This is a genomic window from Fusobacterium ulcerans (assembly GCF_003019675.1).
GTDB lineage: Bacteria > Fusobacteriota > Fusobacteriia > Fusobacteriales > Fusobacteriaceae > Fusobacterium_A > Fusobacterium_A ulcerans.
Genome location: NZ_CP028105.1, coordinates 1074507 through 1098746, shown reverse-complemented (window position 1 = coordinate 1098746; position 24240 = coordinate 1074507). Strand labels below are relative to the sequence as shown.

Below are 24240 nucleotides of genomic sequence, written 5' to 3'. Positions count from 1 at the left end.
ATAAGAGCAGTCTAATGTTTTAATTATTGCTTTAATTAGAATTTGTAATTGAATCTTACACCATATTTAATTGATGAATCTTTTTTGTGTCCTTCATCTGCTGCTTCCACTTCGAATGTTACTCCCATGTGGTTCGCTTTTTCTACTGTAAGTCCAATTTTTCCTGTTAGTTTTCCTTCTCTTTCTTCTGGAGTAATTAGGCTGTAATATCCTTCCTCTCCATTTTTAAGTTTTGCTTTGTTTCCATCATAGTTGTCTCCAAATTCATATGCATATTTTACATCTGCTGTTACTTTTACCGAGATATCATTTCCTGCATAGATTCTTTGAGATGCCTTCACTCCAGCTCCTGCCTGTGCGCTCAGATAATCATTGTCTTTAATCTGTACTTCAAGTCCGCCTTTGCTTCCAGCACTTTCTTTAAAGTCATCTATTTTTCCATACTCTAAATCTAAATCAGCATATACATCCAACTGTCTAGAAAGATCTGTATAGATAACTTTTGTAAGTCTGTTATCAAATGCTACAGAGTAAGTATTGTACTCTCCCTTATTTTCATAAGTTTTATCCAGTTCAAGCTTTCTCTTAGCAATATGTCTATTGTATCCAAGTTCTATTCTTGACAGCCATGATACTTTATGTTCCTCACTTAGATTTTTAACTCTATGTGCTCCTACTCTTAGTGAATAGACATCTTCTTTTGATCCACCGTCATCAAAGTCAAATTTTGATCCTGCAAATCCTACTGTATATCCATATTTACTTCCATATTCTGTTCCTTCTTTTTCCTTCATATATAGAAGTCCCATCACTTTGTAATCATAGTCATCTATTCCCAATGTAGAATCTTTGTAATTCCCATCAGTATAGATAACACTGTATTTACTGCTGTCTTTAGTCATATTGTATGAAGATTCAAGTTCATAGAAAGAGTTATCAAAAGCTCTGTTGATATCCTGCATTCTTCCTTGAATAGTTGCATAGATATCTCCTCTTGTTTCAGCAAGAGTTCTAGAAGTTTCTCTTTCAAATTCCTCTCCAGAAAAATCATTTAAGTATTTATTCAATCCTTTTAATATCTCTGCATCTCTTCCTTCACCATTACTATCTTCAAGTATATTATCCAGTCCTTTATATAGAGCAGCAAATTGTTCTCCTATTACTAAGTCATTATAGTCTCTCTTAGCAATAACAAGGCTTCCTTTGTCTGTTACTTTTGCTATAAACAGAGGTGATGTTACAGGAGTAAGTTTAGTTCCTGTAATTGTTCCCATTGCTGTATTTACAAAGCCTTCCATTTCATATGTACGACCATTTCCTGTTGTAGCAAAGTTAGACATAATTTTAACTTCTCCACTTACACTATTTGCATTAAATAGAGGTGTTCCTGTTGTAGCATCTACATATGCTCCATTTACTATTATATTTCCTGCTGTAGAAAGAGTTCCTCCAATAGAAGTATAGTTTCCATTGATTGTTACAGTTCCATCTGGTGTGATTATAACAGATCCTACATTAGCAGTAGATAAACCACCTGATCCAACAGCTGATCCACCATTTACTACTATATGTCCAGCATTTGCTGTACTTCCAATACCTTCTATTCCTACTCCATTATTTACCACAATAGTTCCATTATTTTCAAATGTTGCACCAGTTACTACAAGCATTCCAGCACCTTCATCTACTGTAATAGTTCCATTATTTATAATTTTAGATCCCATTCCTGCTGACATTCCTACTGTTACAGCATTACATCCTGCTGGAGGAGGTGTTCCTCCTAAATTAATGTTAGCTCCAAAAGCATTTATGGCTTCTGCTCCATCTCTTACAATAATACCAACACCACCACTATCTATATTCATAGTTCCTGTATTTGTAAAGCTTGTCCCTATTCCACTTGCATAAACTCCTGCTGAGTGATCATGATTTACAGTAATAGTTCCAGAATTTGTTGCTATAGTTCCTCCTGTAATATACATACCTACTGAGTTAAGATGGTCTTGGACCTTATTATGATCACCATTTGGAACGAAAGTTTTTCCTACAGTTATATCCCCTGTATTATTTATTGTGTTCTCTCCACTTGAGAATATTCCTACAGCTGCTGTTCCTAAAGTCATATCAGCAGCATTGTTAATTGTTGCTTTTTCTCCTGCCTGTTTCAAGAAAATTCCATATCCATTATTTCCTACAGTCCAGTTTCCTGCTAATATATTTACAGTTCCTGCTCCCTCTTTCTTATAGATACCTACTGATCCAGTATCCTTTTCCCCAGTTCCTTTATCTGCTATTGTTAAATCTCCTGAATATGTTACATTTCCAGTTCCTTCACTTACTATTCCTATACTTGTATTTGTTCCAACATACATATCACCTGTTACAGATGAATTTATATTTTTAGCATATACTCCTATAGAATTATTATTTCCAAGTGTTATTCCTGTAGTCATTGTTAAGTTAATATTTTTTGTTCCACTACCTATTCCAGTTCCATATATACCAACTCCACTATCTCCTACAGTCATAGTAGTACCAGTTTGAGAAATTGATCCTCCATTCAAATCTTTTCCAAAAATTCCAATACTATTTTTTCCAACTGAAATATTTCCTGTAGTTCCTGTATATGTTCCTTTATCAATAAATACTCCTATTGACGATGTTGCCAATGAAGTAGCTGAACCAACTGATATATTCCCATTAACTTTAATTACACTATTTTCTCCATATATACCAATATTATCATTTCCATCACTTACAGTTACAGCTCCTGCTACTGTAAGATCAGAGTTTCCTTTTGCCATTACTCCCACTTGATTAGTTATTCCTGATCCTCCAATAGAAATTCCTCCAGCTGTTGTTCCTGTTGAGTTATTTAACACCATTCCTATTGTATAGTTTCCTGTTTGTGTAATCGCTGGCGCTGTTCCAAGTGCTGCTACTCCGTCATAGTAAACTCCCATAGAGTATCCAGCTGATGTTCCTGCCTGTACTGCTATTGTTGTTGTTCCAAATGCTGGTGCAGCTCCTTTAACATATGCTCCTATTCCACCATTTTGAACTGTTATTGTTGATGCTCCCATAGCATTGATAGTTCCACCATCGGCTACTATTCCTATTTGATTGTTAGCAGTAATATTTCCAGTAAAATTCAGTGTAGCATCTTTAGAATACATATATATTCCTTCTGCACCAACTGTAATATTAGCTGTATTTGGAACTGTTATTGTTGTTCCAGCTCCTTGGGCATATACTCCTATCCCACCTTTTCCAGTTGTAATTGTTGTTGTTCCAGTTAAAGTTACATTAGAACCAGCATTTGCTACTACTCCTATTGCACTCTTAGTTGCACTTGACTCTCCAACTGTGATAGTTCCATTTATTGTAGAAGTTGTTCCTGATGTTGCTAATATTCCTACACTTTCATTTCCTAGATTAATAGTTCCACCATTGATATTTGTTGTAACTCCTTCAAGAACTATCCCTGTATTTCTTGATCCTGTTGAATTTATATTATTTGATGTAAGTCCATTTGTTGTACCTTTAAGATATACTCCTATTCCATCTGTTCCTGTCATAGTCATGTTATCATTCTGTACTGATGTAAGAACTCCATTGTGGTTAGAATAAATCCCTATTCCATTATTTCCTACATTAATAGTTCCTGTATTTATTACATTAGCTACATCTGTAAAGATACCAATAGAAGGATTATTTGTACTTGATACTCCACTTGCGTTGATAGTACCAGTATTTCTTATTGTAATAGCAAATCCTGGATTAGTTGATCCTTTTACTGCTGCAAGGCTTATTCCTCCTGATGTAGCTGTAATAGTTCCTCCATTATTTGTTATACTTTGTACTCCTGTTACTGCTGCATCATATGTTCCAAGCATTCCCGTAGCACCTTCGCCTATATTCAGATTTCCTGTTGAATTAAGACTTCCATTTGAAGTTGCTGCAAGAGATCCTGAACCAGTTACAGTTATATTATTTCCAAGATTAAGAGTTCCTCCATTATTAAATACTCCTATTCCTCCTCCTGCAAGGAAATTAAATGTAAGGTTTCCTGATGTTCCTAGATTAGCTGTTCCTCCATGAATGTATACTCCAGTTCCTCCATTTACATTCATAACTGATGTTCCTGTAGCTAAAGTAGTTCCAGTAGGAACATATATTCCAATTCCATTTTCAGTAGTCACAGTTCCATTGTGATTAAGAGTCATTCCTGTTCCATTTAGATAGATACCTACACCATTTTTTGCATTTACACTTACATTATTCATAGTATATGCACCAGTTATTCCTGTATCAAACAGTACTCCTACTGATGTTCCTGAATTATTTGTTCCAGTTGTTATATTTGCTCCATTAAATGTTACTGTATCATCAAGAAGGTATACCCCAACAGAATCCTGTCCTGTTGTTATATTTCCTGATATTACTGAAGTACCTTTAGCTGCAACTCCAACTGCTCCAGTTCCTGTAACATTTACTGCAAAGTCTATCTTAGCATTTTCTCCAAATACTCCTACTCCTCCTGAAGCAATATTTAATGTTCCTGCAGTTATTTTATTAGTATCTGTATCTTTCAGATAGATTCCTACTGCATTTGATGTGATAGTTCCTCCAGTTCCATTGAAACTATTTCCTGAACCATCTACATATACTCCTGTTCCTGTTCCAGTAGCAATTATATTCCCTGTATTCTTTCCAGAACTGTTGCCAGCACCTGCTATATACATTCCAAGATTATTTCCAGCAGCAATTGTATTTGTATTTTCCACAGAAGCTGTTTTTCCAGATTTAGCTTCTGATACCATTCCTACCATTGAACCTGATGCGCTATTAAGTGTGATAGTTCCAGAGTTAATTCCTTTCCCTTCTTCAGCATAGATTCCAATTCCACCAGTTGTGTCATTTAGAGTTATAGCTCCACTTGAAGTCAGCTGTGAACCTCCTCCTACATATGAAGCTATACTGTGACTTTGACCAGCTATTGATGATATATTAGTACTATTTACTAAAGTTATTCCATCTGCTGCATATATTCCTATACTGTCACTTCCAACAAGAGAAATATCAGCACCATTTGTAACAGTTCCAGAAGCAGTTCCTTTGCTGTAATATACTCCTATGTTTTTAGTTCCAGCAACTGTATTATTTACAGTTATTGTTCCTCCAGTTGTTGAAGCCCCATCTGTAAGGTACATTCCTGTTCCTTTATCTGTATCTGTATTAAGAGTTAGTCCTCCTGCACCTATTGTTACAGCACCGCCACTTCCATATACTCCTACTGCACCTACTCCTGATGCTCCTCTGGCAGTTACAGTTCCTGTTATAGTTGATCCACCATCAATGAATACTCCTGTAGTTTTCTCTCCTGTAGCTGTTACATTTACATTTAAAGTATTGTTTCCTTTTGAATAGATACCTACTGCTTCTTTTTGAACAATAATTTGTCCTAACGCTCCATTAAATGTACTTCCAGTACCAGCATTTTCAAGATAGATTCCAACTGTTTTATTTCCAGGTGTTGCTGGAGTTCCAAGTCCATCTACTGTTACAGTTTTTCCAGAGTCTATCCCAACAGTTGCCGCTTTACCATATACAAATATATTTTTATTTTCATTATTGTTCGATAAAGTGAGGTTGTCTTTAATATTTACTGTTGCATTCTCAGCAAAAACCCCTACACTTGATTTTCCATTAAATATTATAGTATTTCCAGTATCTAACTCAGTTGTAGCACCTGATTTTACATATATCCCTGTAGTCCCATCTACATTCAGGTTAATTGTTCCTTTGTTTATTGCTTTAGCATTAGTTCCTTCTGCATACATTCCAACTTGAGTTACATCATTTACATTAATAATTCCAGTTGTATTATTTAATATATTTGAAGTCTTTGTATACATACCTACAGCACCTGTTTCTGATGATGTAAGATTAATTGTACCTTGATTAGTTCCAGTATTAGTCATACTTCCTTTAATATATATCCCAATTCCAGAAGTTCCAATATCTAATGTCCCTGATGATACAATATTCATATCTTCAGCATATATTGCTGTTCCTTTAGCAAGTGCTGATGCATTTACAGCTATATTGATATTTTTAGTTTCAGACCCTGTTCCTTTATAGAATATAGCAGTCTTTCCAAGAGTTCCAGTATTGTTTGAAGTTACTATTACACTAGTTGCTGTAATATCTGATGTTCCATCAAGCATTACTCCTACTCCATCTGCTCCAAGATCTAAAGTACCAAGATTTATTACTTCAGTCCCATTTTTAGCATAGATAGCTACTCCTCCATCTCCTACTGATACTTTTCCAAGGTTGGAAATTGTAGCTTTTTCTCCATAAATACCAATAGCTGCATTAGAACCACTTGAATGTCCTACTTTTATTTCTCCAGTCAGCGTATTTGTTACAACAACATCTGCTTTTGTTCCAATAGTATTGTTGTTATATGCATAGATACCTATAGTTCCTGTTCCATCAAGAGTTATTTTATTACTGTTAGTAATATTAGCTTTTCCTTGACCTACTGCCAAAGAACCAAATTCATTAACTATTGGAGTGCTTGAAGAATCTTCTCTATATGCCATTCCTAAAATACCTATAGATTGTTCTCCTCCTACTTCAATATTTCCAGCATTAGAAATATTACTTCCATTTACTCCATAAATACCTACTGCCTGTGCATTTGCAGCATTGCTTTCTTTTTCAACTTTTATTGAACTTGTTCCATCTACTGTTACAACTCCATAGTTTATGAAAGCTCCTATTGCTCCTGATCCACTGCCATCTCTGTCAGCAATAATAGTTGAATTAACTAGATTTATTCCTGCTTCTGCATTAGTCACAGCCAGTTTACTTGAGTTCATTTCCAATCCAACTACTTGATTATTGAATTTTGAAGCTTGAGTATTATCAAGAACAGCAGAAATAGTACTTCCTGTTGCAGTTGCTACAAGTCTTTGGCCTAAAAATCTATTATAGTAGAAGTTTCCATCTTTTTGAGCCTGAGTCTCTCCTCCTGCTCCTATTCCTGTTTTATCTAAGTCTCCAATACTAATTGTTCCACCATCAACTGCAGCTATTTTATATTTGTCAATACCTAACCCTGCAACTATTAGATCTGAAAGATTTGCTCCTCCAAGAGCTGTTCCAAGAGCTGTAGTTATGCTAGATTCTAATCCACTTGTACTCAACCCTGCTGCATTTTTCAGATTAAATACAACAACATCATTAGATTCTACATGTATTCTTGAATTTGCATCTAATGTTACAGGTGGTGTTCCTGCCAGCATATCTACATCAAATGCTGTTGCTTTTCCTTTAAGAATCATTTTAGAATTACTTAAATTTATTTTTCCTACTCCATCTGAATAAACAGCATATCCTGAACCATCAAATTCTACTGTTCCTCCTGATAAATCTATATTAGAATTTGTTCCTATAGATGCTGCTGCTGTTGAACCATTAGTTACTTTTATATAATTGTTTTTAGCATTAACGACTCCACCATTTGTTGCCATAACACCAAATCCAACATATCTGTCTGCATCATCTAATTTTGATCCTGTTATAGATATATTAGCACTTCCTGGAGTTGCTGCTCTATTAATTGTAATAACAGTATTAGCACCTGAAGCAAAAGCAGCTCCTGTATCTTTTCCATTTACAGTTGTCGGATTTGCTCCTACTTTTGAAACTACATTTAATTCATTTACTGTAATTTTTGCTCCACTTTCTCCATAAACAACTACTGAATCTTCAGTATTTGTAGCTGTTACTTTATTTACTGTTACAGCTTCTGCTGGACCAGAGTTAGCTCCTTTGACATAAACTGCCATATTTTTTACTCCACCAGTTACTGAAATATTACCTGTAGAAGTTACACTTCCTTTTCCATTAATTAAAATACCAATATTTGTATCTCCACCATTTAGAGAAATTTCTCCTCCTCCAAGATTAAGTGCAACATCAGCATTAGGATATACTCCAACATTATTTTCAGTTTTATCATATATTCTTATCTGATGGCTTGTAAGATTCATAGGTGCATTGGCAATTATTCCAAAAGATCCTTCTATATTTTTATTCGTTCCACCACTTGGATTGATATTATAATCTACTAAATTTGTTCCATTAGTAGTCCCAGAAGCTGTTGAAGTTGTAAAGTTTTGATTTCCTTTACCAGTTTCTCCAATGTCAACAGCAAAATTTCCAATTGTAGAACCGTCTGTAGCAGCCCCATATAGACCTATGCTTTTATCTCCAAATAACTTCAATGGTTTATAACTACCTGCTGTTACTGTATTAGTCGCACTATTAAAAGCAAAATTATCAGTAGCAAAATATAAATCATTATTAGAACCTGTTTTTAGGAAAATTCCAGCTGAATTTTCTCCATACATTTCTAATGTTCCTCTGTTTACTATACTCAATGGTCTTCCTGAACCACTTGAACCAGATAAGAAAATAGAAGCTGTTTGAGTATATGTTTTTATACTTCCTGTTGGACCATTATACATTATATGTTGTACAGTATTTCCAGATAGAGACATTACAAATGCAGAAGTATATTTTTGATAATAATTAGTTCCATTAAAATATGGCTGAAATATAATATCTCCAGTATTAATAACTATTGCCTTAGAATCAATAACTCCATAATGGTCATAGTGATTAGTTATAGAAGTATTCCCTCCTTCTACAACTAGTTTCCCACTATTTATCCAAGTATATCTATCAGATGTAGCAGAAGTTCTGCCAGTCCAGTTAATATTATTTCCAGCATCATCATAAGCAGCTAAAATAGCAGTTTTATTAGTTAAACCATTAGTTCCAGTATCTAATCCTGTTCTTTGACCTGCTGGTGCAGCAGCCCCATGAATATCCAAATGTACGAATTCCCCTAGATTAGAAGCTGCATTTTCCATCCCTCTAGTATAAAGAAATGTTGCATTACTTAGCATTGTTGATTGAGTTCCTGACCCAACTAATTTTTGAAACCCTAATTGAGATCCACTAGAAGCTGTAGAAGTTCTAGCTAAACTACTCCATGTTAATCCTGCTCCAACATCTGCATGAAGATCACTTTTAGCATCATTTCCACCTTGAGCCCAAACATTAGCTCCACTATATCCAGTATATTCATATGTCCATGTATTAGCAGTATTTCTGACTAAATTAAAATTTCCACCTTTAATTGCAACCATTTCTATAACACCATTACTTAAAGTTCTAGTATCAATATGATTAGCTGTTCCATTTCCTCCTGAAACAACATTTGAAGCAAATGATGGAATAGTTGGCGGCACAATAACTGGTATACTTGGTGCTGTTGGTGCCGTTACAGTAGTTGGCTCAAATCCTGTTGGTGTTGCTGGTGCTGTTACATTTATATTTTTATCACTTGGTGTTGTTGGCGTTGTTACTGTTGGTGCTGTTACTGTTATTCTATCTACAGCGCCTGGTGTTGTAACTGATACATTTACCCCACTTGGTGCTGTTGGCACTGCAACCACTGGTGCTGTTACTGTTGGCATTGTTGGCATTGTTGGACTTATTGTTCCTGGTAAAGCACCAAGGTTTACAATAGGTGCAGATACACTTACTGATACACTTGGATTAATTACTGGAAGCTCAGGTTCAATAGGTTTGATATTTGCTCCTACTTCTATTTCTTCCCTAAATACTTCATTATCAACTCCTACTCCATTTCCAGACATTATCTTGTCTTTTCCAATGTTTCCAGTTGATCTAAGAAGACTTCTTCCACTTCTTGTTCCATAGTGTTTATTGATCGCATCTATAGTTTCAGAAAATTCCTTATCTGTTCTATCTTTCACTTTTCCATTATCTAAATATTGATAAGTAAAAAATATCTGTGTACTGTTGAATAAAGGTTTTGAATAAAAATCTCCCTTTCTTACAAGTTCTACAAAATCTGAATTATATTCTCCTATGAGTCTTTCATTTTCTGCTATTTTTCTTTTTATTTCTTCTCGTTCTGTTTGAATTCTAGTTAAAAGATCCCCTTTAGTTTCCTGTATTTCCTCTGCTGTTATTCCTGCACCTAAAGATATTCCCCCTGTTATCATGAAGGCTATCAAAAGCGAAAGAGAATAACTGACTTTTCTTTTCAAAAACCTCTTTAGAGATTTTTCAATGTCACCTTTTCTCATAAAATCTTCCCCCTATTTAATTTCCTGCTCTTACTTTCTGTTCCATTCTATCTAATCTACTCAAGTATTCATTAAGTTTCTCATTTTCTAATAAAAGTAATTCAATTTCATTATTATTTGAATTAAACTGATCATATACTTCATCAAATTTCTGACTTAAAAATACTCTGTTTTCATTAGGTTCCATCCCCAAAACTTCTTCAAGTTTCACAATCTCTTCTTCTTCCATTTTCAGAAATGCCATTCTTTCCTTTCCAATTTCAAAAGCTGCTCCAGCTGCTGCTATTCTAGCTTCAGGGTTATTGTCACTTCTAAATACTTTTTCTTCAAGAGATTCATTCATATCTCTTCTAATATCCTCAAGTATTTTTTTTCCCTTTTTTTCCTCTGCCTTTTCAGCTGCTATTCTGGCTTTTTCCTCTTCAGCTTTTGCTTTTTCAGCATCTTCAATAGCTTTCAGTTTTGCTTTTTCTTCAGCCTGAATTTCTCTTCTTATCTGTTCAAGAACTTTTCTCCCCTCTTTTTCACTTACTTCCTGTGAATAAAGTGCTGTTGTCAAACAAGATAGAAAAAGAAACATAGTAACTACTTTTTTCATATCTCTTTCCTCCTTAAAATTAAATTGCTTTCAAGATGTTGTAGTTTAATTAAAAATAATAAAATAAATTCCCCTGTTTTTATTTTTGTTTTTGACGTACAAAAATTCTAAAAAATTGTATAATTCTTTTTAAAACTACAAAATATTTTTAAATAAAACTGTTAAAAAGTAAACTGTTTTTATTTATATAATTAAATTATAACATTTAAATTTATCTTTTCAAACAAAAAAACATACAATTAATATTAGGCAAAGTTTTTAAAAAAAATATGCAGATTAAATATTTTGAATTGAAGAAAAGAAATAAAAAATTTGTTTGGGAAAAAAAATATAAAAAAACAAAAAATAAAAAAACAACCATAAATATTCTTATGATTGTTTGAAAGTGATATAAAAATAAAAAATTATTATTTAGAATGAATTTAAAATAGCTTCAATTTCTTCAGCATTTTTAATAGCATTAGTTACAATAGGATGAAACTTGAAAGTTCCAAATAAAACTTTTTTTAGTGTTAGTGTTTCTAAACTATATTCTTCACCATTTCTTAAAGTTAGAAGAACTTCTACCCCAGTTGCTAACCCAGGAATAAGAGAGTTGATAACTATTTTTTTAGATGAAATATCGATACCATTTATTTCAAATGCTTTAAAATCTAAGAAAGCAGGTTCTAAAAGTGCTATTATTTTTTTCTCTTCATCAATAGCTATTGTAGCGTAATTACAATCCCATCTTTTAGTAAACTTGTATCCTTTTTCTTTTGAGAGTTTTTCTAGGCATTTAGTTCTTTTCCCTTTCATAACTATACGGGTATTCATGAAAACAATGAAAAGATTTCCTAAAATTATAAAAAGAATAACTAAAATAATTGTAAAAAAATTCATATTTCCCCCTTAATGTCTGTAGCGATATTATTGTAAATCATTTAGTATAGAAGAAAAAATGATTTATAATTTACAAAGTATAACATAATTCAGAAAAAAAAGTCAATTTTCCTTAAATGATTAGGGAAATTATATTTCTCCATAAGCAATGAGAGGATCATCAATAGCTATTGCTAGAGATATTGTTTCATAAAGAATAATTCCATCAAATTCAGCTTTATAGGTTTCAAGAATATTTCCAAAACAGTCTTTTATCTCTCCAAGGAATGCTCCTTTTTTAAATGTATCTCCTGCTTCAAAAGCTGGGTACCAGAATCCATTATGTCTAGATTCAAGGTATTTAGAATTATTTATTTCAGCTTGAGTCATATCAGAAAAACTGAAATTATTTTCTAGAATATTAAAATGAGTTAGAAGTCTTAGAATATCTTCTTTGTAAGCTCCAACTTCTTCTTTACTCCAAAGGCCTCTTCCTCCCCTTTCCACAAGAAGAGATGGGACTCCTTGCATGGCAGCTGAGCTGTATACACCATTTACAGAAGATGATTTTACTCTGTAAGGGAGTGAAAGTGATTTTGCAGCTTCTATTGATATTTTTTTAACTTCTTCATCTGCTGAGCCAGAGAAATATACAAAGGGAGTAACATTTTCCTGTACATCTCCTCCATGTAGATCAAAGAAAAAATCTATATTAGGGTAAAGATATTTTGAAAAATTATAAGCTATTTTTTCAGAAAGAGTGCCATCTTTATCTCCAGGGAAAACTCTGTTGAGGTTTTTATTATCTTCAGGAATAACAGCAGGAAGTCTTTTGAAAAAGCCTGTATAGTTCACAGGATGCAAAATGACAACTGTTCCAGAAATATTCTCAGGAGAAAGCTCCTGAGCTGTTTCAATAGCTGCTTGGATACCCACATATTCACAACTATGTACTCCAGAAGAAATGACAACAGTTTTTCCCTCTTTTTTTCCACAGATAGCAGTAATAGGGATATGATATCTAGTTTTTTCTATGTTCCAGTATCCCTTTTCTTTTTTTCCATTTTCACATTTTATATTGCCTAAAACAAAACTCATAATCATCTCCTTTTTAATTTAAAGTTTTTTTGAGAAATGGTATCAATAATATACTTCTTAAAAAATAGAATAGAAGCAAAGATATCCAGATACCATCATTATTTAAAATTGGAATTACATATTTCCATGAAAGAAGGAAGCCAGCCAAAGCTCCAGCTGTAGAATAAAGAATTGGAGCAGTAACAGATGAACCAGTAAAAACTCCATAGAAAGTCAGCCCTATAAAAGCTAAAATAGGATAGAGAGCTATCCAGTAAGCATATCTTTCAGCTGTATGAACTACAGTAGTTATATTTGTAAATATTTCTATTATTTTTGGATATGAAATTAAATATATAACTGTAAGTATTCCTGCCATTATCAATCCCCATTGAAGCGTTTTTTTCCATGTATTTTTCATAAGAATATTATCTCTTTCCCCTGCTGCTCTTCCAGCAAAAACACTGGAAGTGTTAGCTATACCATCCAGCAGATATGAAATAATTGAAAGTACTTGAAAAAGAACAGCATTAGCAGAGAGAATAGTCACTCCAAGAGAAGAGCTTGCAGCTGTAAAAAGATTATTATGTACAACAAGACAGACTGTTCTCAGCATAAGATCTTTATTTACACACATAATAGAGATTAACTCTTTCTTTCTGAAAATATTTTTTAAACATAAATTTTTAGTATAACCATAGGGAAGCAGATAATATAATCCAATTAAAGTAGAAACTATTTGAGATATAAGTGTAGCATATGCAACACCAGCAATTTTCTGCTTAAAAATTACAACTAAAATCACATCTAAAATTATATTTAAAAGATTGCTGCTTATCTGCATACTAAGAGAACCTTTTATATTTCCCTGTCCCATGAGCCACCCGAGAATGACATAGTTAATTAAAACAAAGGGGGCTCCCCATATGAGTATAAAAAAGTATTCACTTGCAGCTTTTTTTATTTCTATATCAGGAACTATTAGCTCCATGGAAAAATTAAATATAGTATTTTGAAATATTATAAATAATATACTGATGAAAATAGCTATAAAAAGAGGTCTGAAAAAAGTATCTGAAGTTTTTTGAATATCAGAATTTTTTGCACTCTGAGCACTAAATCCTGTAGTACTTACTCTTAAAAAGCCAAATACCCAATATATTGTATTGAAGATAAGAGTTCCAATAGATATACCAGCAATATATTTTTCATCTCCAAGCCTTCCTACTACCGCTATATCAGCTGCTCCTAATAAAGGCTGTGTCACAGTTGAAAGCATAAAAGGAATCATTATATGAAGATATATTTTATGAGTAAGACTGTTGTTTTGCATAACTTCTCTGCTCCTCATTTTGTATATCAATTTCTAAAATAGAATGTAAAAGTTTTGCAGCGTAAGAACTTTTTACTTCTGACAGCATATAAATATCATCAACCTGTTCCACTATTTTACCATCATAAAAAAATATTACTCTATCACACATATATGTCACTGATGGAAGATCATGAGTTATAAAAATATATGAAAATCCAAATTCTTTCTGGAGATTCTTTAAGAGATCCATAACTTGAGTCTGAGTAGAAGCATCCAGAGAACTGATAGCTTCATCAAGAAGAATAATTTCTGGGTTTGTAGCAACAGCTCTTGCTATACATACTCTTTGCAGCTGACCTCCACTTAATTCATGGGGATATCTATCTATAAAATTTTTATTGAGACCAACTAATTCAAGAAGCTCTTCAGTTCTTTTCTTTTTATCAATTTTTATATTTTCTCTTTTTTCTATAACTCTTAAAGATTCTCCAATGATATCTTTTATACGAAATCTTGGATTTGCGGAAGAGGTATAATCTTGGAATACTACACTTACTGCCTGTTTTACTTTTCTTTTTTCATCTCTTGAAGATTTACCATAAAGGCTTATTCCATTGACAGTTACATCTCCTTTATCAGGAGTTAAAAGGCCTATTAATGTTTTTCCAAAAGTACTTTTACCACTTCCGCTTTCTCCTATTATACCTAAACATTCTCCTTTTTTTAAAGAGATTGACACATCTTTTACTACTTCCTGTCTCTCTTTTCCAAAAAAAGAAGTTTGATTTTCTTTTTTAAAACTAACAAATATATTTTTAGCTTCTAGGAGCATATGATTTCCTCCTTCCATTATGGAGTATTTCTCTGTATCTATTCATAACTGCCATTTTTTTCTCTATGAGCATTTTTGTATATTCTTCTTTTTCAGAAGAGAATATATGATTTTTATCTCCTTGAGCTACAGCTTTTCCATTGCTCATAACAATAACATTATCAGCAATTTTTGAAATGACACCTAAATCATGAGAGATAAATATTATTGCTACCTTATATTTTTCTTTTATTTTTATAAATTCTTTCATTATTTCATATTGAGTAACAGCATCTATGGCAGTTGTCGGTTCATCAGCTATTAGTAGTTTAGGCTCCATAGCTAAAGCCAGACCAATCATTATTCTTTGCAGCATTCCACCACTTAATTGATGTGGGTATTTATGAAGAATATCTTCTGGATCTTTTAACTGCATGAGCTTTAATATTTCAATTGATTTCTTTCTTATTTCCTCCTGTGAGAGATTGAGATGTTCTGCAAATGTTTCAGCCATTTGATAGCCAATGGGGTATAGAGGATCAAAACAAGTCATGGGGTTTTGCAAAACCATTGCAATTTCCTTTCCTCTTAGTTTTCTCATTTCTTCGCTGTTTTTTTTAATAAGATTATTACCTTCATAAACAGCAAATCCCTCAATGTGAAAATTTTTATCAAGAAGTCCCATAATTGCTTTACAAGTCATACTTTTACCACTTCCAGACTCCCCCAGTATTCCAAGGCATTCTCCTTCTTTCAAAGAAAAAGAGATATCATCAACAAGCTTTACAGATGATTTATTAGTTCTTGCTTCAACAGACAAATTTTCAACTTTTAGCAATGTTTTCATATCTGTGCCTCCTTAGGGTCAAAAGCATCTCTCAGGCAGTCTCCAAGAAGATTGAAAGAAGCTACAAGAATAACCACTGCAATACCGGGAGCTATCATCTGAATAGGGTTGGTTGTCATAACATTTTTAGCTTCATTAAGCATAGCTCCCCATTCAGGAACAGGAGCCTGTACACCAAGTCCAAGAAATGACAGGGTGGAAATATTAAGTACAGCCCACCCAATATCAAGAGTAGCCAGTACAGCCATTTCAGAAGCTATACATGGAATCATATGCCTTATGAGAATAAATCTTTCTCCAGAACCAATACATCTTGAAAAAAGAACAAAATTTTTATCTGTATATTTTACAACATTTGTTCTTATCATACGTGCATACCATGCCCATTTTATAAATATGTTTGCAATGATGACATTCCTTATATCCACTCCCAGAAGAGCTACAATAGCAAGTATCATAATCTGGCTTGGGAAAGAGAGCATCATATCTACAATTCTCATTATAACTTCATCAATAGTTCCTTTGAAATATCCAGCCAGAAGTCCCATAAGAGTTCCAAGACCAATAGTACCCAGCATAGTTACAAGAGAAAGGAAAAGAGTAGGTCTTATTCCATAAATCATTCTTGAAAAAACACATCTTCCCAACTGGTCAGTCCCCAATGGGTACTGTAATGAATAAGATGCGAATTTATTCATAATATCATTTTCATAGGGGTCATTTGGAGCAAACAGTGGAGCAAATATTCCCATGACAGAAAGAAGAAGTATAAGTGCCATACAGAAGACAGCAGTTTTGTTTTTTAAAAGCTTATTAAACATTTAACACACTTCCTTTCTAAGTCTAGGGTCAGATACATATTGAATGATATCAAATATAAGATTGAAAACTACAAAAAGTGTTCCAACCATAAGTACGTAAGCTTGAATTACAGGGTAGTCTCTATTGAAAATAGAAGTTATACATAGTTTTCCAATACCAGGCCATGCAAATACATTCTCTACAACAATAGTACCTGCTATAAGCTGAGGAATACTCATACCAATAGCAACGATACAAGTATGGAGAGAATTTTTTAATATATGTTTTCTAAGAATATCTTTTTGCTTCAACCCCCTTACATTTGCATAAAGAACATAATCTTCCTTCATATTTTCAAGCATATTGTTTCTGATAAGTCTAATATAAGTAGAGATATATGTAAGAGAAACAGTAAAAGAAGGAAGGATAAGATATTTCAGCCCCCCTCCGCCACTTGTAGGAAGCAGATCAAGTTTTATACTGATCAACCATATTAAAAGCAGACCAATCCAATAAGCAGGCATGGCAGTAGTCATAAAAATTATTCCTCTCATTACACGGTCAAAAAGAGAATCTTTGTACACTGCACAAAAGAATCCTATTGGCAGACTGAGAGTCACTACAAAAAGAAGAGACATTCCAGCAAGTTTTAAAGTAGCTGGAAGGCATCTTCCAATCTCTCCAAGAACAGTACGTGCTGGGTTTGTGTAGCTTACTCCAAAATCTAGTCTCAGACATTGAAAAAGCCATTTGATATATCTTAAAAGAAAAGGGTCATTGAGCCCTAGCTCTTCTCTTACCTGCATTATAGCTTCTTCTGTGATGATGGGAGTCTGTCTTACTCTTAGAGCTACTTCAGCAGGGTCTGAAGGAATAAGATTGATAAAAACAAAACAGACAAAAGATATGCACAGGAGAAGAGGGATACTCATAAGAATACGTTTTAGTATATAGTTCTTCAAAATGTTTCCTCCTAAAAAAGACTAAAAGCTGAAAAGAGAAGATTTTCATTCTCCCTTTTCAGCATTAAAATTTATTTTTCAAAATACATATCTGCGAAAGGCACTTCATATTGAGTTTGAGTGAAGTTGACACCTTTTAAAGCAGAATTGTATATTGCTTTATTACATTCATAAGTAAGAGGAATATATACTGCATCTTCATGAAGTCTTGTAAGAACAAAAGTATATAAATCCTGTCTTTCTTTTTCATCAGTTGACACAAGTATTTTTGTTATAGCCTCATCAATTTCTTTCTTATCTTCCAGCCCTAATTGAGCAGCATAGTCTCCATAAACAGGCTGACGCATAGCAGCAAGAGAAGATTGAGGGTCATAAGGTGTTCCCCAGCAAATATTGAATACCATATCAAAGTTACCAGTTTTCATTTTATCACGATAAGATTGTTCCTCTTCTCCAGCAATAGATATTTCTATACCTATTTTTTTATATTCTGACTGAAGATATTCAGAAATTATTTTTTCAGTTACACTGTCACTGTTGTAAAGAAGAGAAAGCTGTAATTTTTGACCATCTTTTTCACGGATACCTTTATCATTTTTCAGCCACCCAGCTTGATCTAAAGTTTCAGCAGCTTTTTCCATGCTGAATTCATAAGGTTTTAAATCTATATTGCTGTATGGAATAGTTTTAGAAAAAAGTGTATCAGCTGGCTTTTCCAACCCATAGAAAACTCCATCAGATATAGCCTGTTTATTAGTAGCATATTGAAGAGCGTGTCTTACACTTTTATCTCTCAATATTCCATTTGAAGTATTTAATACAATCTGTCTTGTAGAAGTTGGCTCTGAAAGAGCTGTAGTAAATTTTTCACTGCTTTTGTATTTATTTATAGCATCAGCATCTATCATATTCTTTCCAAATATCAAATCAATTTCCCCTTTTTCTAAAGCTAGAATACGAGTTTGATTATCTGGTATAACTTTAACAATAATTTTTTTAATTTCAGGAACTTTTCCCCAGTAATTTTCGTTTGCTTCAAATATTGCATATTCATCAGTAACAAAATCTTTTAAAATATATGCCCCAGTTCCAATATATGCGTTTACACCATTTTTTGTAGAGCCATCTTTCATAGCCTTTGGTGAAATCATAGCAAAAGGTCTAGTAACTCCAAGCTCTGTAAGCATAGGGTGATAGGGCTTGCTCATTTTTATTTGAATAGTATAGTCATCTATAAGGTCTACACTCTCTAAAAGCTGCATCATTTCAAGCCATGTATGTCTGCTTTTATTTTCTATAATTGCATCGAAATTAGCTTTTATAGCTTTTGCATCACATACAGTTCCATCAGAGAATGTTACTCCCTTTCTGATATTGAATGTATATATTTTTCCATCTTCACTGATAGTCCAGCTTTCAGCAAGGCAAGGTTCATATCCTTTTTCTGTAATATTTACAAGAGTCTCATAAAGCATCTCTTGAGCATACATTTCTCCAGCATAAAGATGAGGGTTAAGATCACGTATATCACGATAGTTAACGAATGTTAATTCCTCTTTTTTTACAGGTTCAGCAGTAGTATTTTTAACAGCAGCTGAGTTATCTTTATCAGAGCCACAACCACTTAACAGGCTGGAAATTACAGTTACTCCAAGAATAAATTTAAAAATTTCTTTTTTCATAAAATCTAATTCCTCCTTTGATGACATTAATATTGTCTATGATATCATCAAATCAAACTATTTTCAATAAAAAATAATTTGAATATTAAAATATTTTATTCGCAAAAAAGTTTTTGGAGTTATTTTTTTAGAAATAAAGATTTTTTTCTTCAGGAATGTTTAATGAGATTTTTTTAGTATAAATATAAAATTAAAAAGTAGAATAAAAAGAAGAATAGAGAAAAAATATGTTGGAAGAGAAAATTATAGAAAGAAAAAAATATTAGAAGAGGAAGATGATAAAGAAAAAAGATATCAAAAAAGAGATGAAATTTGTTTCATAACTTTTTTAATATCTTTATATTTTAATTTTATCAAATAGTTTTGTAATTAAAATAATTTTTTACAATTATAAATCGATTCCCAAGAATTTTTTTACTAGGATACCTATTACAAAAGATATAGCAGCTACAGAAAGACTGATTCCTGCCATTTCCAAAAATCTTTTCATAAACGGCAAGTCTTTAGCAACAGAAATATAGTAGTTGAAGAAAAGAATAATGAAAATAACTGTAATAAGCATTGTAACTAAAGCACCAAGCCACATATCTTCAGGAAATATAAGGTATGGAAGTACAAGAAGAGCAACAGTAATAAGATAAGCTACTCCAGTATAAACACTTGATTTCATAGCATTAGGATTATTTTCTGCTCTTTCAGCAAGATAGTTTGAAGCTGCCATAGAAAGAGTTGCAGATATTCCAGTGATAATACCAGAAAGAGCAACTATTCTAGTGTTCATAAGGGCAAATGAAAGACCAGCAATAGTTCCAGTAAGTTCAACAAGGGCATCATTCAACCCAAGAACCATAGCTCCTACATATTGAAGCCTTTCTTCATCAAGCATTTCAATAAGTTCATATTCATGTCTTAATTCATCTTCGGAAGCTTTTTTAGCTTCAGGGACTTCATCTATAATATCAGCATATTTAGAACTGGCAGTAGTTTCTCCAGACTGGATAAGTTTTAATACAAATGTAAATCCCATAATTATAGTGAGAAATTTATACCAGTAAACAAGCTTTAAATTAGGGTTTACTTCTTTTTTAGTAAGGCTTTTCCACATTTTTGCATGATCTCTTTCGTCAGCAGCCATTTTTGCTAAGATTTTTTTGTTTTTTGGATCTTTTTCCTTTTTAGACATAAAGTCATATATTAGACAGTCAGTTTCTTCATCTCTTTGACTTTTAAGAAGTATGTCCAGTGCTTTTTGGCTGAGCTCTCTTTCTTTCATTTTATTTCCCCCTCTATTTATGAAATTTAAATTATTTTCATATTTAAATTATATACGTATTTAGGAGAAAATACAATTTTTATAAAAAATATTTTTTCTCAAGGATTGGTTAGAAAAAGTGCTGGTAATTAAGATTTATATTATATTGGTTTTAAATTATTTGTTAGAAAAATAGAGGAAAATAACTAATCGTGAAGTATATAATAAAGCATAATTTTATTTATATAAATCACTTTAATATTCATATTATAAATGGAGAAAAGAAAATTGATTAAAAATAAAGGATATACTTATCTAAATATAGTTGTTTCAACGCTGATAATATTAAGTGTTATGTATGTAGGAATAATATATTATCGAAATTTAAAAGAGAAAAGAGAGATAGAAGAAGCGAAGCAGCAGATAGTCAATATTTTTACTGATTATTCAGTAATGTCTTTTGATAATGAAAAATTATACAATGTAAAAATTGACTATATTCTAAAGAAAATAATAGTGTATGAAAACTTAATAAGAGAAAAAGAAAATATAAAACTACCTTTTTCTTTAAAATATGCTACTGTATATGATAAAAAAAATCTAGAGAGATTTGAAGTGAAAATAACAAAAGACGGCAATATAACCCCATCTTTTAGCATATATATTTTTGGATATGATGATATAGCTAGATATCGAATATCTTTTTATGGGTTTGATATGGTGAAATTTATGAAAATAAATATATATAGAAATATGAAAAATAAAAAAGTGAAATATGAGAATATAGTGTCTTATCATGAAAAATTTGCTTATGAAGAAGATGGATGGAAAAAGGAGTAAAAATGAAAGTAATATTTATGCTAATATTTTTTCTTGGGGGCATATTGATATATGGAGAACAGAAAAAACAGGAATTAATAAAAGTAAAAGTTAAAATAGGAAGCAGTGAGTATATTAGTTATGTACAGCTGTCTAATAAAACTGAGCTTACAAAGTTTAAAATATTGAGAGAGATGTGATAAAGTGAAAAACATAGTTAAAAATATGAAATTTGAAAAAAATCGAATATTTTTGGAAATCTTAAAAGAAAAGGACATAAGAAAAGAGACATATATTTTAGATGAAAAGCTTTTTAAAAATAAAACTATTCAATATATTTTAGATAAAAATATGATAAAAGACAATTTTTTTCCATGCTATGCAGATGGAGAAAAGATAATTTTAATACTTTTTGAGAGTTTAAAAAAGGATATTTTAGATATTTTGTATATTAAATTCAAGCTAAAAGTAATATCTTTATTTTGTGATAAAAAGAATTTTTTAATAGGGATAGAAAAATTTAAAAAAATATATAAATATGGAAATACTGAAGATATTGAAAATATATTTAAAGAGCTTCAAAAAAAAGAAAATAAAAATGAGAAAAGAGAAAGTGAAGATATATATAAATCTCTATCAATAGAAAGTCCAATAGTAGTAAAAGGCCTAAGTGCAATAATAATTCAAGGGGTAGAAAGGGGAGCCAGCGATATCCACATCGAGCCAGGAAAAGATTATATAAGAATAAGATATAGAATAGATGGAATACTTACTGAAACAGAAAAAATATCTTTGGAACTTTTATCTCCTATGATTTCAAGATTAAAAATAATATCAAACTTAGATATTACAGAGAGAAGAATGCCCCAAGATGGAAGATTTGATTTAGAAATAAGAGAAAGAAAAATAGATTTTAGAGTATCTGTAATGCCTGTAATAAATGGAGAAAAGGCTGTAATAAGAATACTTGATAAAGAGATAATAGAATTTGAAATAGATAAAATAGGAATGGAAAAGTCAGATTATGATAGATTATTATTTCAATTAAATAGAAAAAATGGAATATTTTTAATCAGTGGACCTACAGGTTCTGGAAAAAGCAGTACTCTCTATGCTCTGCTTAAAAAACTTAATACAGGAGAAGTCAATATATCTACAGTGGAAGATCCAGTGGAGTATGAAATTGATGGAATAAATCAGGTGCAATGTAAAAATAATATTGGGAGAACTTTTGCATCTGTATTGAGAGCATATCTCAGACAGGATCCTGATATTTTAATGGTAGGAGAGATAAGAGATCAGGAAACTGCTGAAATAGCAGTGAAAGCTGCAATCACAGGACATCTTGTACTCTCAACTATTCATACAAATGATTCTATAGGTGGAATAAATAGGCTTCTAAATATTGGAATACAGCCATATATGGTATCAGCTTCACTTATAGCTATTTTATCTCAAAGATTAGTACGAAAATTATGTCCTCATTGTCAGGAAAAAGATGAAAAATGGAAAGCTAAAATACAACTTTTAGGACACGATTATGAAAAATATCATGAAAATATGTTTTATATTGGAAAAGGCTGTGAAAGCTGCAACTACAGCGGATATAAAGGAAGAACAGCAATTTTTGAGATATTTGAACCAAATGAGAAGATAAAGGAAATGATAGAGAAAGGAAATTCGGCTCAGGAAATAGAAAAAGAAGCATTAAATGATGGAATGAAAAAGCTTGTAGAAGATGGAATAGAAAAAGTGAAGATGAGAATAACATCTTTAGATGAGATATTGAGACAGTGTTAAAAGAGGGAGAAAATGCCGCAATATAAATATACAGCATATGATATAAGAGGAAAAAAATACAAAGGAAAAAAGGAATTTTCCACTGAGGCAGAATTTAGAAAGTTTTTAAAAAGTAAAAGAATGATACTGATCAAATTTGAAATATTGAAGAAAAATAAAAAAATATCTTATGTAGATATACTATCTTTTACTAGAGAGCTAAAAATAATGCTGGAAAGTAAAATAAGCATAATAGAAGCTTTGAAAATTCAAGAAAATCAATATGAAAATAGTAAATTAGGAGAAATTATATCTGAAATAAGGAAAGATATATTAAATGGGAATTCTATGGGGGAAGCTTTTAAAAATTATAGAAATATTTTTGGAAACTTTTATGTAGATTTATTGTATTTGGGAGAAATATCAGGGAAAATTACTGAAAATCTAGAGAGGATATCTATAAATCTGGAGCTGGAAAATAAAATAAGGAAAAAGATGGTTGAGGCACTTTTTTATCCTTGCATAGTAATAGTTTTTTCTATGATAGTGATAATATTTTTAATGGTTTATGTACTTCCTAATTTTGTGGAAATGTTTAATGAAAGTGGAACAACACTCCCTTTTCTTACTAAGATTTTAATGAAAATAAGTAAAAATATTCACTATATAACTATTTTATTAATATGTATATCGACATTAATAATTTATTTAAAAAAAAAAATAAAAAGTAATCTGGAAGGAAAGTTTCGATATGATAAATTTATAATGAAAATACCAGTATATAATTATATTTTAGTTAAAAATATAATTATAAGATTTTCAAAAAATCTAGCACTGATGATGGAATCAGGAATGATAATAACGGAAATATTAGAACTTATGGAAGAAAGTTTTGACAATACTGTTGTAAAAAAAGATATAAAAGATATGAGATATAGTATTATTTCTGGAGTGGGAATAGCAGATTCTCTTAAACAAGTAGAAATATACTCAGATAAATATCAAAAGATGGCAGTAATAGGAGAAGAGAGTGGAGAGCTGGCAAATATGTTTCATAAAATTTCTCAGTTATGCCAAGAAGAGTTAGAAAACTATATAGGAAAAATATTGATTTTGGTAGAGCCAATAATGATAATCATATTGGGAGTGATATTGGGAACTGTAATAATAGCTATTTACCTTCCCGTATTTAATTTATCAGATATAATTAAATAAAATATAAAAACTTGGAGGAGAG

15 protein-coding genes are annotated in these 24240 nt (G+C 31.8%); 4 read left to right on the top strand and 11 right to left on the bottom strand.

The genetic code is table 11. The features are described from left to right. Window positions 1-35: 35 nt before the first annotated feature. The 11 genes from C4N20_RS04920 to C4N20_RS04870 form a co-directional block, all read right to left on the bottom strand. Window positions 36-10199 (bottom strand): autotransporter-associated N-terminal domain-containing protein, encoded by a 10164-nt coding sequence (locus tag C4N20_RS04920; RefSeq protein WP_106878559.1) that lies wholly within the window; start codon window positions 10197-10199, stop codon window positions 36-38. 16 nt (window positions 10200-10215) lie between these two features. Beyond that, window positions 10216-10797, bottom strand: coding sequence for a hypothetical protein (locus C4N20_RS04915; protein ID WP_005979560.1), 582 nt, complete (start codon window positions 10795-10797; stop codon window positions 10216-10218). Window positions 10798-11208: 411 nt separating this feature from the next. Beyond that, window positions 11209-11679: a hypothetical protein gene (locus C4N20_RS04910; protein WP_005979559.1), complete on the bottom strand. Its 471-nt coding sequence runs from the start codon at window positions 11677-11679 to the stop codon at window positions 11209-11211. Between the two features lie 129 nt (window positions 11680-11808). Next, a complete protein-coding gene (locus C4N20_RS04905; RefSeq protein ID WP_005979558.1) occupies window positions 11809-12756 on the bottom strand; it encodes a M14 family metallopeptidase in 948 nt (315 codons plus the stop codon). Window positions 12757-12769: 13 nt separating this feature from the next. Continuing rightward, a complete protein-coding gene (locus tag C4N20_RS04900; protein ID WP_005979557.1) occupies window positions 12770-14068 on the bottom strand; it encodes an MATE family efflux transporter in 1299 nt (432 codons plus the stop codon). Then, window positions 14043-14882 carry an ABC transporter ATP-binding protein gene (locus C4N20_RS04895; protein WP_005979556.1) on the bottom strand — a complete coding sequence of 280 codons (840 nt, stop codon included), beginning with the start codon at window positions 14880-14882 and terminating at the stop codon, window positions 14043-14045. The genes C4N20_RS04900 and C4N20_RS04895 overlap by 26 nt, the downstream gene beginning before the upstream one ends. Beyond that, window positions 14866-15708 (bottom strand): ABC transporter ATP-binding protein, encoded by an 843-nt coding sequence (locus tag C4N20_RS04890; protein WP_005979555.1) that lies wholly within the window; start codon window positions 15706-15708, stop codon window positions 14866-14868. The genes C4N20_RS04895 and C4N20_RS04890 overlap by 17 nt, the downstream gene beginning before the upstream one ends. Then, window positions 15705-16529: a nickel/cobalt ABC transporter permease gene (gene opp1C, locus C4N20_RS04885; protein WP_005979554.1), complete on the bottom strand. Its 825-nt coding sequence runs from the start codon at window positions 16527-16529 to the stop codon at window positions 15705-15707. Before opp1C ends, C4N20_RS04890 begins: the two co-directional genes overlap by 4 nt. Beyond that, a complete protein-coding gene (opp1B, locus tag C4N20_RS04880; protein ID WP_005979553.1) occupies window positions 16530-17471 on the bottom strand; it encodes a nickel/cobalt ABC transporter permease in 942 nt (313 codons plus the stop codon). It abuts the gene before it with no gap. Between the two features lie 71 nt (window positions 17472-17542). Then, window positions 17543-19153, bottom strand: a complete 1611-nt coding sequence (gene nikA / locus C4N20_RS04875; RefSeq protein WP_005979551.1) for a nickel ABC transporter substrate-binding protein — start codon at window positions 19151-19153, stop codon at window positions 17543-17545. Window positions 19154-19541: 388 nt separating this feature from the next. After that, window positions 19542-20426, bottom strand: coding sequence for a VIT1/CCC1 transporter family protein (locus tag C4N20_RS04870; RefSeq protein ID WP_005979550.1), 885 nt, complete (start codon window positions 20424-20426; stop codon window positions 19542-19544). 267 nt (window positions 20427-20693) lie between these two features. Here C4N20_RS04870 and C4N20_RS04865 point away from each other — a divergent pair, with 267 nt between their 5' ends. Genes C4N20_RS04865 through C4N20_RS04850 form a run of 4 tightly spaced genes read left to right on the top strand, consistent with a single transcriptional unit; the run spans window position 20694 to window position 24218 of the window. Continuing rightward, window positions 20694-21245 carry a hypothetical protein gene (locus C4N20_RS04865; protein ID WP_005979548.1) on the top strand — a complete coding sequence of 184 codons (552 nt, stop codon included), beginning with the start codon at window positions 20694-20696 and terminating at the stop codon, window positions 21243-21245. A 2-nt stretch (window positions 21246-21247) separates the two neighbouring features. Beyond that, complete coding sequence (locus tag C4N20_RS16480) at window positions 21248-21424, top strand: hypothetical protein (protein WP_005979546.1); 177 nt, start codon at window positions 21248-21250, stop codon at window positions 21422-21424. Between the two features lie 4 nt (window positions 21425-21428). Beyond that, window positions 21429-23024, top strand: coding sequence for a GspE/PulE family protein (locus tag C4N20_RS04855; RefSeq protein WP_005979544.1), 1596 nt, complete (start codon window positions 21429-21431; stop codon window positions 23022-23024). Window positions 23025-23036: 12 nt separating this feature from the next. Beyond that, window positions 23037-24218 carry a type II secretion system F family protein gene (locus tag C4N20_RS04850; RefSeq protein WP_106878558.1) on the top strand — a complete coding sequence of 394 codons (1182 nt, stop codon included), beginning with the start codon at window positions 23037-23039 and terminating at the stop codon, window positions 24216-24218. The last annotated feature ends 22 nt before the right edge of the window (window positions 24219-24240 follow it).